Consider the following 13,522-nt stretch of genomic DNA (forward strand, 5'->3'; position numbering starts at 1 on the left):
AAACAACTCAATTAAACCATATTTATTGGTTTTGGCATTATGATACGATTCTAAACTTGGCGTAGCACTTCCTAATAAAACTTTCGCATTATGAAATTTTGCTAAAACAATAGCCGCATCTCGGGCGTGATAACGTGGCGCAGGATCTTGTTGTTTATAGGTGGCCTCGTGTTCTTCATCAACCACAATTAAACCTAAATTAGAAAACGGCAAAAACAAAGCACTTCGAACACCTAAAACGACTTTTGCTTTTTCAGAATTTTGCAACACGTGATTGTATACTTCCACACGTTCATTGGAATTGTATTTCGAGTGAAAAACCGCAATTTGATTTCCAAAATAAGCGGATAATCGTTGAACTAATTGCGTAGTTAAAGCGATTTCTGGCAATAAAAATAATACTTGTTTGTCTTGTTGTAAAAATGCTTCAATAAGTTTAATATAGACTTCCGTTTTACCAGAAGCGGTTACTCCGTGAAATAAATTAACATCAAATCGGGTGAATTGATCCTGAATATTTTCTAAAGCAATTTGTTGCGATGCACTTAATTGTATTTCGTAATTTTCCTCTTTTTCGAAGGAAATACGATCTGTATTGATATAATATTCTTCAAAAATTTGTTTGTCGACTAAAGATTTAATTACTGCTGCACCTACTCCAGAAGTATCGATTAACAATTTTGCAGCAATTGGCTTTTTCTCTGTCGCTTGCAATTGAAAATACGATAAAACAATTTCTTTTTGCTTTTTTGCTTTAACTAATATTTCAAGTAATTCTTGCAATTTTTCTTGTTGTAAAAATTCTTCTTGAAGTTTAATATATTTTACCAATTTGGGTTTGTAATTGTCTTGCACCTCATCTTGCATCGTAAGCAAACCTTTAGCTAACAAGCTTTGAACAATTGGTATTACATTTTTCTTATTAAGTATCTGTGATATTTCCGAAATTGTAATGGATGATTTATTTTCTAAAGCTTCTAAGACTAAAAATTCTTCATCTGTAGCCAATGTTTTGTCTGATTCTGTATGCGAAGAAGAAATCATCGTTTCACTTTCTAAAATCAATCCGGAAGGTAATGCTGCTTTAAAAACTTCGCCAATTGCACACATATAATACGACGCAATCCATTGCCAATGCTTTAGTTGAATTTCATTTACAATAGGAACCTCATCTATAATTTGGCTGATTTCTTTGGCTTCATATAAAACAGGTGGTTGGGTATGTTTTTCAACTACCATAGCCGTATACACTTTTGTTTTTCCAAAAGGAACCGTAACGCGCATTCCTGGTTGCAAGAACTTGTATTCTTCAACATTTACGGAATACGTAAACGTTTTATCAAGATTTAAAGGAAGAATGACGTTGATGAAGTACATTTTTTTGGTATAGGGTTTTGGGTGAAGGGTATTGGGTATTGAGTTAATATACGAAAAACGAAACTTATTCCTTTTGCCATTAACCTTGAACCCTTTTAACTAATCCAACTTTTCGGTTAATTTACTAAATATATTTTTAGCGTTTTTACCTTCATATAAAATTTGATAAACCGCGTCAATAATTGGGGTTTTGGCTTTGTATTCTAAATTTAGATTGTAAGCACTTTTTACGGCGTAATAGCCTTCAGCAACCATACTCATTTCCATTTGAGCAGATTTTACGGTATAGCCCTTCCCTATCATGTTTCCAAACATTCGGTTTCTCGAAAAAACGGAATATCCCGTTACTAACAAATCGCCCAAATAAGCCGAGTCGTTAATATTACGTTTCATTTTATGAACTTTTCGAATGAATTTTTTCATTTCACGAATGGCGTTACTCATTAAAACCGCTTGAAAATTATCTCCATAACCCAAACCGTGAGCAATACCTGCTGCAATAGAATAAATATTCTTTAAAACCGCTGCATATTCAGTTCCTACAATATCATCGGACGTTTTAGTCTTTATATAATACGACGCTAAATTTTTAGCAACATATTTGGCTTTTTCTTCGTCTGCACAAGCAATTGTTAAATACGACAAACGCTCTAACGCTACTTCTTCTGCATGACAAGGTCCTGTAATTACTCCAATATTTTCGTAAGGAATTGAAAAAATATTATGAAAATGTTCGCCTACAATTAAACTTGTTTCTGGAACAATACCTTTAATAGCAGAAAAAATTATTTTTCCTTCTAAAGATGCTGTCATTTTTTCTAATTCGGCACTTAAAAACGCAGATGGTATTGCAAAAATTACCACATCAGCAAATTGAATGGCTTCGTTAATATCGTTTGTCAATTGCAATTTATTCGTATCAAAAGCAACTGAACTCAGATAATTTGGATTGTGTTTTTGCTGTTTCAAATGTTCTAAAGCATACGTGCTTCGCATGTACCAAGCTATTTTTTCTTGATTTTCACATAACATTTTGGCAATAGCTGTTGCCCAACTTCCGCCTCCTATAACTGCAAATTTTTTGTTGCTTTTCATTTTCTAAAATTATGAACTCCAAAAATACACTTTTGAATAGCAATATGCAATAGTGATATCAATTTCAATATTAATATGTATGACGAAATCAATAGTAAAAAACCTTAAAAAATGTTAATTATTTGTGAAGATGTATTTTCTGGCACGACTATTGAAAATAATATTATATCGATTAAAAAATAATAAAAGTAGTTTAGTTAGTAGTTTTTTGTTTGTAAAAAGCGTCTCAAGATTAATTTCTTAGACGCTTTTTTTACTATGTTACTTTGATACTTTTCACTTTCATTAATAACTCATTTCAACAATTTCTCTTACTTTATCTAAAGTAATGTTTTGTTTTTCGCCTAAGGCTTTCCAACCTCTTTCTTCAAAGCGGTTTACAATGAAATTGGCGGTGTCGGAATAATTTGTAGTTGCTTGAGAAAGTTTCGTTTCCATTCCCATTTCTTGTAAGAACGATACCAATTTATCAATAGCTTTTTCAGCAATTTCTTCCGTTGAATTTCCTTTTATATTAAAAACTCTTTCACCAAATTGTGCTAATTTTTCTTTTTTAGAATCAAACATCACTCGATATAAATTCGGACCAACGATGGCTAATGTTCTTGCATGGTCAATTCCGTACAAAGCAGTTAATTCATGACCAATCATGTGTGTTGCCCAATCTGATGCTACTCCTTTTTGTATCAATCCATTTAATGCCATTGTAGCACACCACATAAAATTCGATGCTAATTTATAATCTGTAGGATTTTCAACTACTTTCGGACCTATTTCAACTAATGTTTGTAATATACCTTCTGAAATTCGGTCTTGTAATAGCGCGTCTTGAGGATACGTTAAATACTGCTCTAATACGTGAGTAAAAGCATCAACTACGCCATTTTGAAGTTGTCTTTTAGGTAACGATTGTATTACTGTTGGATCGCAAATAGAAAATTGTGGAAACAAAGCACTTCCACCTAATGTTAGTTTTTCTTGTGTAGCTTCAATAGTAATTACGGCACCTGAATTCATTTCAGAACCTGTAGCAGGTAATGTTAAAACAGTTCCGAAAGGAATTACTTTTGAAATATCTTTAAATAAAATTCTGTTTTTTAATATATCAACTGCATTTCCTTCATAATTTACAGCACCTGAAATAAATTTCACCCCATCAATAACACTTCCACCGCCTACAGCTAAAATAAAAGTGATTTTTTCGGTACGAATAATTTCTACGGCTTTCATTAAAGTTTCAAAATGCGGATTGGGTTCGATACCTCCAAATTCAATAACTTCAAAACCTTTTAAGTGTTCCGTTACTTGTTTATGAATGCCATTTTTAAAAATACTTCCACCACCATACGCTAAAAGAACTTTTTCATGGGCTGGAATTAAATTCGCTAATTTTTCTATTTGATTTTTACCAAAAATATAATTGGTAGGATTGTATAACTCGAAGTTTAACATGATATATTTAATTAATTATTTCAAATTTACAAAATGAAATTAATAATAATTAATTAGTTAAAAAGCTTTAACAAAAATTTATTACAAAACCATTAATTTAATACATTCAATGATTTAAATTATATTTCTTATTTTTGTATTAAATGAGATTAATTTTTTCTTACAATTTTATTTTATAAAATTAGTCCAAATTATTGATGTTATTTAATCTTAATAATATTTAAATATGAAAAAAATAATTATTTTATCTATATTTTTATTTACTAATTATTTAATTAGTCAAGAAAATTACAACTCAAAATCATTAATTTTAAAATTAAATTCTGAACTATGGAGTATTTCTAAATTGGATTTAAAAAATAATGTTTTCGCAATTTCAAAAATAGACAATTGGTTAAGTAGAAATCAAATAAAAAAAATTATTCCAATAGGTCAAGCTGAAAAAACATTTGTGTTTCAAATTGAATTTAAAAATGAAATAAATGTAACAAAAAGTATAAAACTTTTAAAGACTTATCCAGAAATAATTTATGTTGAGCCCGATTATTTATCTGAAGGAGGTGGAAAAAAATCAGATGCAATTCAAACCCCAAATGATGCACTTTTTAATCGACAATGGGGAATAATTAACAATGGTAGTTTTAATATTTCAGGAATGCCTTTTGTTTCTGAAAATGATGCTGACGCAGATATTGATTTAGCTTGGGATATTGAAACTGGTGATCCAAATCTAATTGTAGCCGTTCCAGACACTGGATTTAGGCTAAGTCATCCTGAGTTATCAGGTAGAATATGGACAAATTCCAGTGAAATTGCGAATGATGGAGTTGATAATGATAATAATGGTTTAATAGATGATGTTAATGGTTGGGATTACGCAAACAATGACAATAATGCTACAGATGATTATGGACACGGAACTAATTGCACAGGAATATTATTAGCAAAAGGTAACAATGGAATTGGTTATGCAGGTGTAAATTGGAATTCAAAGTTAATGCCATTAAAAGTATTAGATGCGAATAACAGTGGTCAATACTCATGGATGGCAAATTCAATATACTATGCAGTTGATAAAGGAGCAAAAATCATTAGTATGTCTATTGGTGGAACTGGAAATAGTATAACCTTGCAAAACGCAGTTCAATATGCAATAACAAATAATGTAGTATTTGTAGCATGCATGATGAATTTTAACAACAATACAACCTATTATCCTGCTGGATATGCAAGTTCGATGGATATTATTGCAGTAGGCTCTACTGATTCTGATGATGACCGAACTTCACCATTTTTTTGGAGTGCTACCTCTGGAAGCAATTATGGTAATCACTTAACATTAGTGGCTCCAGGCAATTATATTTATGGTTTAAGTCATACTTCAGATACAAATTATAATGGTTATTGGGGTGGAACATCTCAAGCTACTCCTTTAGTTGCGGGAGTCGCTTCTCTTTTACGCTCTTCTAATCCAAATTTAACTCCTTTACAAATAAAAAACATATTAAAAAATACTGCTCAAGATCAAGTGGGAGCTGCAAATGAAGATGTTCTTGGATTTGATGTATATATGGGTTGGGGACGTGTTAATGCAAATAGTGCTTTTCAAACACTAAGCAATTTAAATCTTGTAAATAATAAACAAGAATTTACATACAAAAATCCTATTAACAATAAAAAATTCGAGTTTTTTTCTAGAAATTACCATACTAATTTTAATTTAGAAGTGTATTCATACGATGGTAAATTAATGAAAGATGAAAGAATTATAATTAATGAAGGAAAGAACGAAATAGATTTTAATTATCCTAAAGGGAATTATATACTAGTTTTAAAAAATGATGATTATAAAAAAACCATAAAAATTATTGCCAATTAATTCCATTACTTCTTATAAAATAAATTGTGTTCAACATATTCCCAAACTTTATGTGGTAACATAGGCACAACATTTTTATTGTTTTTAATATTTTCACGAATAAAAGTTGAAGATAGCTCAACAACTGGCGCATTTATTTTATGAATTTTAGTATGATTATCAAATTGTGTATTTATTTCTCCACTATGTAGTCGTGGATACACATAAATGTGATGATGTTGTAAAATAGCTTCGTAATTTTTCCATTTGTGAAATGAATTCAAATTGTCTTCACCCATAATTAAAGAAAATTCGTAATCCGGATGTTTCTCTTGTAAATGCACCAAAGTGTTAATGGTATAATTGGGCTGTGGCAATTTAAACTCAATATCCGAAGGTTTAATTTTTGAAAAATCTTCCGTTGCCAAATGCACCATATGCAAGCGATGGTAATCGTCTAAAAGAGTGTTTTTTTGTTTGTGCGGATTGTGCGGTGTTACCACAAACCAAATTTGATCTAAATCCGAATGCTCCGCCATATGATTGGCAATAATTAAATGCCCAATATGTATGGGATTAAACGTTCCGAAATATAAACCTATTTTCATTTTTTTTAGGTGTTGGGTGTTGGGTGTTGGGTGTTGGGTTTACAGGATAAATTACTTTTACCCTTAACCCATTACCTAATACCTATTTATTCACAAATTCCTTAACTAAATTATATGCATCAACTTTGGCAACATCTAAATCGTAATTTTTTATAATGGTGTCAAATTGAGGCGCTGTGGCTAATTCTACTGATGCTTTTGCAATACGCATATTAATTTTATCGTCACTTTCTGTAGAACGTTTTTTTAGTCTAATTTTTAACTCGTCAATACTTGGTGGTTTTACAAATACTGCCAATGTTTCTTGCTTGAATTTCGATTTTATTCGAAGTCCGCCCGCCACATCAATATCAAAAATAACATTTTTACCTTTTGCCCAAATGCGTTCGACTTCGCTTTTTAAAGTTCCGTAGAAATTATCCCGGTACACTTCTTCCCATTCCACGAAATCTTCCGCTTTAATGTGTTTTTTAAATTCTTCTAAAGAAATATAATAATAATCTTTGCCGTGTACTTCTTCGCCTCTTGGTTCACGTGTGGTGCAAGAAATAGAAAATTCTAAATTTAAATCTTCCTGTTCTAATAAATGTCTTACTATAGTTGTTTTTCCTGACCCTGACGGAGCTGAGAAAACTAATAATTTTCCTTGATTCATTTTTTTTAAGCTTTTGGCTTTAAGCAATATGCTATAAGCTTTAATTTTATATTTAACTTTTGCCTAAAGCTTAATGCTTACGGCATATAGCTTTAAAGAACGTTCAGTACTTGCTCCTTAATTTTTTCTAATTCGTCTTTCATCATTACAACCAATTTTTGCATTCCAGCGTGGTTTGATTTAGATCCCATAGTATTGATCTCTCGACCCATTTCTTGAGTTATAAAACCTAATTTTCTTCCGTTGGCTTCACTTCCGTTTAACGTTTGTAAGAAATAATCTAAATGATTGGTTAAACGAACTTTTTCCTCAGTGATATCTAATTTTTCTAAATAATAAATAAGTTCTTGCTCAAAACGATTCGTATCTACATTTACTTTTAACTCGTCAATTGCGGTTTGTAAACGTTCTTTAATGTTATTTACTCTTTCAGGATCTAAAACTAATGCCTGATTCATATAATTTCTGATATTTTCGATACGTAACGTAAATTCTTTCTCTAAAGAAGCACCTTCTGATTTTCTAAAAGACAACATATTTTCAATCGCTTCATCAATTACAATCTGAATTTGCTTCCATTCATTTTCGTCTATTTCTTCACGCTCCGTTTTCATCGTATCAGGCATACGAATTGCCATTTTCATCAATTCTGTATCGTCAGCGTTTGGCAGAATAGTTTTCAACTGAGCCATATATGCTTTTACAATTGGCGCATTTATTTTAGATGAAGTATCTTCTCCAGTTACCTCAACATATAATGAAAAATCGACTTTTCCTCTCTCCAATTTAAGCGCTAAAAGATTTCTTAAAGCCAATTCGTTTTCTCTATAAACAGAAGGCATACGCGTATTTAAGTCGAGTCCTTTGCTATTTAAAGATTTAACTTCTACTGTAATTTTTTTGGTTGATAATTGCAAACTTGCTTTACCAAAACCGGTCATTGATAATATCATATATTTTTTCTAATAAAGTGTAAAGATAAGTTTTTTTAGTGATTAGTAAAAAGTGAATAGTGATTAGTCGTTACGAGTCTCTTTCTTTTTATGAATCACCAAATAAACCCCAACAAAAATTAATATTGCAGAAACTATTTTTACTACATTCAAATTGTCTTTTCCTAAACCAATAGCAAAAATTGTAGCAAAAAAAGGTTGCAAATAAATAAAAACAGCAACTGTTGTTGGTTTTAAATTTCGCATCGAAATTAAGTTTAGCAAATAAGTGAAAAAGGTAGAAAAAACAACTACAAAAGCAATTTTTAGACTAACATCTAAAGGAATTTCGTTCCAGTTTACCAGTTGTAACTCATTATATCCAAATGGTAACACCATAAAAAACCCGAACAAATAAATGTATTTTACAAACGTAAATGCGTTGTATTTATCCATTAACTTCTTTACAAAAATTAAATAAAAAGCATATGAAACGGCATTTACAAATACTAATAAATTTCCTAAAGTGGCATTTGGTGCATTATTTAAATCTTTACCATATAAAATTAAGGTTATTGTACCTGCTAATCCTAAAAGTATACCAATAACTTTTTTCGATTGCATTCTTTCTTTCATAAGTATAGCAGAAAGCACTAAAACAATCATAGGTGTGGTAACCATTAAAACGGCACCCATAATTGGTGAGGTATAACTTAATCCTTTAAAAAATGTTAGCATATTGAAAGCAACACCAAAAAAGGCACAAGCGGCAATGCGAAGAAAATCGTTTTTTGCAATTTTTTCTTTCGGTCCGAGAAAAGAAACCAACCAAAATAATATAGTAGCACCGGCAACTCGCATTACAATAAATCCATAAGCATCAACATACTTTGGCATTACATCCTTGGCAACGGTAAAAGTTACTCCATAAATAATAGCTACAATCCAAGCACATAGTAAAGCCCAAGATCGACTACTCATTACTTAAAGCCTTTTGCAATTTTAATATATTTGGCTGACTATTTCCTATGAAAATTTCATTTTCTAACACCACAACTGGGCGACTCAAAAAGGTATAATGTTCCAGAATATAATTTTTATAATCTGCTTCTGTAAGGGATAAGTTTTTCAATCCTTTTTCTTTATATAATTGCGCTTTTTTACTAAAAAGAGCTTCATAACTACCAGAAAGCTGGTGCATAAATTCTAATTCTGCTATGGTGATAGGATTTTGACGAATATCGTGAAACTCTAAATTTGCATTTGAAGGTAATGACTTAATTATTTTTCTGCAAGTATCGCAAGAAGCGAGGTAATATATTTTTCGCATTTGTGCTAAATTAGTTTCTTTAAAGAAATTTAAAACACAAAGGTAAGAAAGTTATTTTTGTTGAAAAAAAGACTTTATTTAATTAATAAGTATTTATCAATTTCTTGATAGGTTAAAATTACTTCAAACGAACCTTTTTCGTAAGAAGAAATTTCATTGATATTATACAAGAATTTAACACCCTCAATAGTAAAAAATATATTATTTGTAAGATAAAAAGAATTATTTTCGAAACAATATCCTTGTTTATTAAGACTTAAAGCAGCATTTACATTATATTTTGCTCTAAATTTTGCCTCAACTAATTTTGAAACTAAGTGAAGATTTGAAAAGATATCCTCGTTCTTCAATTGCGCACCAGTTAGTTTATTAAAAACCAATGAACGTTTTCCTCCAAAACTATGCAAATCATCATAAGAAGTGGAATAATTGATACCAATATTGACAAATTCTTCTGTTTCAAACTCAACATTTGACTCCAATTCAAAATTCCAATTTTTTAAATTATTTTCTGGCTTACTATTTTTGGCGTTTTTATAAACATCTACAAAACCATTCGTCAATTGATTATAATTCGTAATGGTTAAATTCTGACTATCAATAAAATTAGAGAGTTCTTTAATATTTTCGAAAATAATTTTATTTATATTATCATCATTTTTAGCTTCTAAAACTTCCATTTTAATATTTGCAGAATTATAACTGGTAGTATAATTTGGTTGATAAGAAGAATTATATTGCTTGCGAACAAAAACCAATGGCTGAGCACATCCAAAAAATAAGAAGAGTAAAATAATAAGTAAATGTTTCATTACATTTTGCGAAGTTATTCGTTAAATTAACTTATCAAAAATCGAGCCAACTTAAGTATTTAAAACAAAAAATCGGATATAAAATCCGATTTTTGTGTGAATATATCCTAATAAAATTAGTGTTTACTTGCCAAATATCTCTCTGCGTCTAAAGCCGCCATACAGCCTGTTCCTGCAGCTGTTATAGCTTGTCTATACACGTGATCTGCTGCATCGCCACCAACAAAAACTCCCGGTATGTTTGTTTTTGATGAACCTGGTACGTTTATTATATAACCGGTTTCATCTAATGTTAAATAATCTGCAAAAATATCTGTATTTGGTTTATGACCAATCGCTACGAAAAATCCAGTTGCTGGAATCTCAAAGTCTTCATTTGTAGTTTTGTTTTTAGCTTTAACACCTGTAACTACTTGTCCGTCACCTAAAACTTCCACCGTATCATGATTCATTAAGATAGTAATATTTTCGGTATTTTTTACACGTTGTTCCATAATTTTAGAAGCTCTAAATTTTTCACTTCTAACTAACATGGTAACTTTTTTACATAATTTAGATAAATAATGTGCTTCTTCACAAGCACTATCCCCTGCTCCAACAATTACCACTTCTTGGTTTCTATAGAAAAAACCATCGCAAACTGCGCAAGCTGAAACGCCACCTCCAGTTTGAAGATAATGTTGTTCTGAAGGTAATCCTAAATATTTTGCTGTAGCACCAGTTGAAATAATAACCGTATCAGCATGAATTTCTTTTGTGTCATTAATCCAAATTTTATGTGGTTCAGCACTAAAATCTACTTTTGTAGCCCAGCCATCACGAACATCTGTTCCAAAACGTTGTGCTTGCTTTTGTAAACCAATCATCATTTCAGGACCCGTAATTCCTTCAGGATTTCCTGGCCAGTTTTCCACTTCATTCGTGGTTGTTAATTGTCCACCTGGTTGTGTTCCTTGGTATAAAACAGGATTCATATTTGCTCTAGCTGCATATATTGCTGCAGTATATCCTGCTGGACCAGAACCTATAATAAGGCATTTTACTTTTTCTATTTCGTTTGACATGATAATATATTTTATTTCTAAGCAAAAATAGTAAATTCAAAAAACATTTTTTCCTTTATCATTTAATTCGATAAACTATTTATCAACAATCGTAATTTTGAATAATAAAAGTTTTAAATATTGATTACTTTTGTTTTTTAAAATTACACATTATGATTTATAAGTTTAGAGCCATTTTAGATAATGAAGAAGATGTTTTTAGAGACATTGCCATTGATTCCAAAGACAGCTTAGAAGATTTACACAATGCTTTAGTAAATGCATTTGGTTTTGATGGAACAGAAGTAGGTGCTTTTTATACTTGTGGTGACGATTGGGCTTGGCATGAAGAAGACGGTATTCCAATGTTTGATACCGGAGATATTACTGGTGAAATAAAAACAATGGCCGAATATAAATTAGACGATTTAGTTCACGAACAAAATACCAAATTAGTTTATGTTTATGATTTATTCTCTATGTGGACATTTTTTGTTGAATTAGCTGCAATAGAAGCAAAAAAAGAAGAAACCATATACCCTGCACTATTATTTTCTCACGGAATTTTGCCCGACGAAGCTACTACAAGTGGCTTTAGAGGCGGCGATTTAGAAAACGAAGATTTGTTTAATGAGTTTGAAGATGATTTAGACGAGGATGATTTGGATGCTTATGGCGATTCTGAATCGTACGAAGATCAAGGATTTGAAGAGAACTGGAATTAGTTTTTTTTTTAAGTTGCTAAGAAGCTAAGTTTCATAGTAACTAAGAAAAACCCTCGAAAAAACATTTAATCCTATAAAAATATACGCCATATAAAATTTAAAACAAAATGAGTAACTTTAGGAATCTTCTTATTTGACAAAAATCAATGGTTTTGGTTACTAAAGTATACACTGTAACTAATAACTTTCCAAAAGAAGAAGTTTTGGGATTAACATCACAAATAAAAAGAAGTGCAATTTCAATTTCAAGTAATATTGCTGAAGGATTAGAAAAGAAAGTAGCAAAGAGTTATTGCGTTTTCTAAAAATATCAATTGGTTCATTATTTGAATTACAAACACAATTAGAAATAGCAAAAAACATAATTTATTTAGACGAAGAAACTTTTAACAACTTGTATGAAGATACCAGAGAATTAGAAAGAATGATAGTCTCATTTACAAACAAAATTAAAAACAACTAAGAAACTTAGCATCTATGCTACTTAGCAACTTATAAAAAATGATAAATTTATTTAATACACACGTAGAAAACCTTTCTATTCACCGAGTTGGAAACAAACACAAAGAAGAACCAATTTTTCTTTCTGAAAATCCGTACACGTTGAATGATGAAATTATGCCGATTTTAAAAGAGTATTTTTTTAAAGCTTTTCGCGAAAAAGAAGAAAACTATTTTCAATTCGCACATGAGGTCGATTTAGAATACAATGAAATGTTCAATTTAGCTACTGAAGTATTTAATAAGCCAAGCGAAATACATAACGTTTCAAAAAAAATTACACAACATTTATTTGAACAATCCAACCATCCGCATATTAAAAGTGGTGAAGTTTATGTTGCTTATTTAACAAATGTTTCTATAGATAACAATGTTGTAGATGCTATAGGTGTATTTAAGAGTGAAATTAAAACCGACTTTTTACAATTTAAAGAAAGTGGAAGTAATCTAGAAATGATTTTACAAGACGGAATCAACTTAAACAAGTTAGATAAAGGCTGTTTGATTTTCAATTACAAAAAAGAGGAAGGTTACAAAATATTAACCGTTGATAGCAATAGATATGATGCGCGTTACTGGTTAGAACATTTTTTAAGCGTAGATGTTTTTCAAGATGAAACATTTATGACTAAAAAGTACTTACAATTTTGTAAAGATTTTGCTAAAGAAGTTGTTTTACCTGCAGAAGACAAGAAAGAAGAAGTGCTATTTATGAATCGTGCGGTAAACCATTTTGCAAAAAATGACGAATTTGAAGAAACCGCATTTTTAAATGATGTAATTAACAACCCTGATTTGATTCCAGAATTTAGAAATTATAAAGTTGACAAAGGAGCAAAATATAGCATTGAAGATGTTTCTAATTTTGCAATTGCCAATGCTGCTGTAACTGATGTTCGTAGAAAACTTAAAAATGTTATCGAATTAGATACCAACATACAAATTAAATTAGACTTCATAAACCCAGAAAGTGCAGAAAAATTTGTAGAAAAAGGTTGGGATGAAGAAAAGCAAATGTATTATTACTTGGTTTATTTTAACAAAGAAAGTAAATCATAATTATAAAAAAATCCTCAATTACTTCTAATTGAGGATTTTTTTTAATTAAACAATTCTTTTACGTTGTCTATTTTG

Annotated in this window: 13 protein-coding genes and 1 pseudogene; 4 read left to right on the forward strand and 10 right to left on the reverse strand. The window is 30.4% G+C overall.

The window, feature by feature from the left end:
- The 3 genes from ABWO04_RS06615 to ABWO04_RS06625 form a co-directional block, all read right to left on the reverse strand.
- Nucleotides 1–1,377 (reverse strand): primosomal protein N' family DNA-binding protein (locus ABWO04_RS06615; protein ID WP_353078449.1); only part of this gene is annotated, 1,377 nt, incomplete at its 3' end.
- Between the two features lie 99 nt (nucleotides 1,378–1,476).
- The gene (locus tag ABWO04_RS06620; RefSeq protein WP_353078451.1) at nucleotides 1,477–2,472 is read right to left on the reverse strand and encodes an NAD(P)H-dependent glycerol-3-phosphate dehydrogenase; all 996 of its coding nucleotides are present in this window, start codon (nucleotides 2,470–2,472) and stop codon (nucleotides 1,477–1,479) included.
- A 285-nt stretch (nucleotides 2,473–2,757) separates the two neighbouring features.
- Nucleotides 2,758–3,924, reverse strand: coding sequence for an iron-containing alcohol dehydrogenase (locus ABWO04_RS06625; RefSeq protein ID WP_353078453.1), 1,167 nt, complete (start codon nucleotides 3,922–3,924; stop codon nucleotides 2,758–2,760).
- A gap of 226 nt (nucleotides 3,925–4,150) precedes the next feature.
- Here ABWO04_RS06625 and ABWO04_RS06630 point away from each other — a divergent pair, with 226 nt between their 5' ends.
- Nucleotides 4,151–5,803: a S8 family serine peptidase gene (locus tag ABWO04_RS06630; RefSeq protein ID WP_353078455.1), complete on the forward strand. Its 1,653-nt coding sequence runs from the start codon at nucleotides 4,151–4,153 to the stop codon at nucleotides 5,801–5,803.
- A 5-nt stretch (nucleotides 5,804–5,808) separates the two neighbouring features.
- On the opposite strand, the gene nadD is transcribed toward ABWO04_RS06630, so the two are convergent.
- From nadD to trxB, 7 genes are all read right to left on the reverse strand, one after another.
- On the reverse strand, nucleotides 5,809–6,390 hold the full coding sequence (nadD, locus tag ABWO04_RS06635; RefSeq protein WP_353078457.1) for a nicotinate (nicotinamide) nucleotide adenylyltransferase: 582 nt from the start codon (nucleotides 6,388–6,390) through the stop codon (nucleotides 5,809–5,811).
- Nucleotides 6,391–6,472: 82 nt separating this feature from the next.
- On the reverse strand, nucleotides 6,473–7,045 hold the full coding sequence (gene gmk, locus ABWO04_RS06640) for a guanylate kinase (RefSeq protein WP_353078458.1): 573 nt from the start codon (nucleotides 7,043–7,045) through the stop codon (nucleotides 6,473–6,475).
- 92 nt (nucleotides 7,046–7,137) lie between these two features.
- Nucleotides 7,138–7,998, reverse strand: coding sequence for a YicC/YloC family endoribonuclease (locus ABWO04_RS06645; protein ID WP_353078460.1), 861 nt, complete (start codon nucleotides 7,996–7,998; stop codon nucleotides 7,138–7,140).
- A 63-nt stretch (nucleotides 7,999–8,061) separates the two neighbouring features.
- Nucleotides 8,062–8,958, reverse strand: a complete 897-nt coding sequence (locus tag ABWO04_RS06650) for a DMT family transporter (protein WP_353078462.1) — start codon at nucleotides 8,956–8,958, stop codon at nucleotides 8,062–8,064.
- Nucleotides 8,951–9,307, reverse strand: a complete 357-nt coding sequence (locus ABWO04_RS06655) for an arsenate reductase family protein (protein WP_291241611.1) — start codon at nucleotides 9,305–9,307, stop codon at nucleotides 8,951–8,953. The genes ABWO04_RS06650 and ABWO04_RS06655 overlap by 8 nt, the downstream gene beginning before the upstream one ends.
- A gap of 74 nt (nucleotides 9,308–9,381) precedes the next feature.
- Complete coding sequence (locus ABWO04_RS06660) at nucleotides 9,382–10,119, reverse strand: DUF3298 domain-containing protein (protein WP_353078464.1); 738 nt, start codon at nucleotides 10,117–10,119, stop codon at nucleotides 9,382–9,384.
- Between the two features lie 116 nt (nucleotides 10,120–10,235).
- Nucleotides 10,236–11,183 carry a thioredoxin-disulfide reductase gene (gene trxB / locus ABWO04_RS06665; protein ID WP_353078466.1) on the reverse strand — a complete coding sequence of 316 codons (948 nt, stop codon included), beginning with the start codon at nucleotides 11,181–11,183 and terminating at the stop codon, nucleotides 10,236–10,238.
- Nucleotides 11,184–11,335: 152 nt separating this feature from the next.
- Between trxB and ABWO04_RS06670 the strand changes: the two genes are divergently transcribed.
- From ABWO04_RS06670 to ABWO04_RS06680, 3 genes and pseudogenes are all read left to right on the forward strand, one after another.
- Nucleotides 11,336–11,887 (forward strand): IS1096 element passenger TnpR family protein, encoded by a 552-nt coding sequence (locus ABWO04_RS06670; RefSeq protein WP_353078468.1) that lies wholly within the window; start codon nucleotides 11,336–11,338, stop codon nucleotides 11,885–11,887.
- Nucleotides 11,888–12,033: 146 nt separating this feature from the next.
- Nucleotides 12,034–12,350: pseudogene (locus ABWO04_RS06675) on the forward strand (four helix bundle protein).
- A 38-nt stretch (nucleotides 12,351–12,388) separates the two neighbouring features.
- Nucleotides 12,389–13,447: a nucleoid-associated protein gene (locus ABWO04_RS06680; protein WP_353078470.1), complete on the forward strand. Its 1,059-nt coding sequence runs from the start codon at nucleotides 12,389–12,391 to the stop codon at nucleotides 13,445–13,447.
- Nucleotides 13,448–13,522 lie beyond the last annotated feature (75 nt).

It is taken from the genome of Flavobacterium sp., assembly GCF_040382755.1.
In the GTDB taxonomy this organism is placed as follows: Bacteria; Bacteroidota; Bacteroidia; order Flavobacteriales; family Flavobacteriaceae; genus Flavobacterium.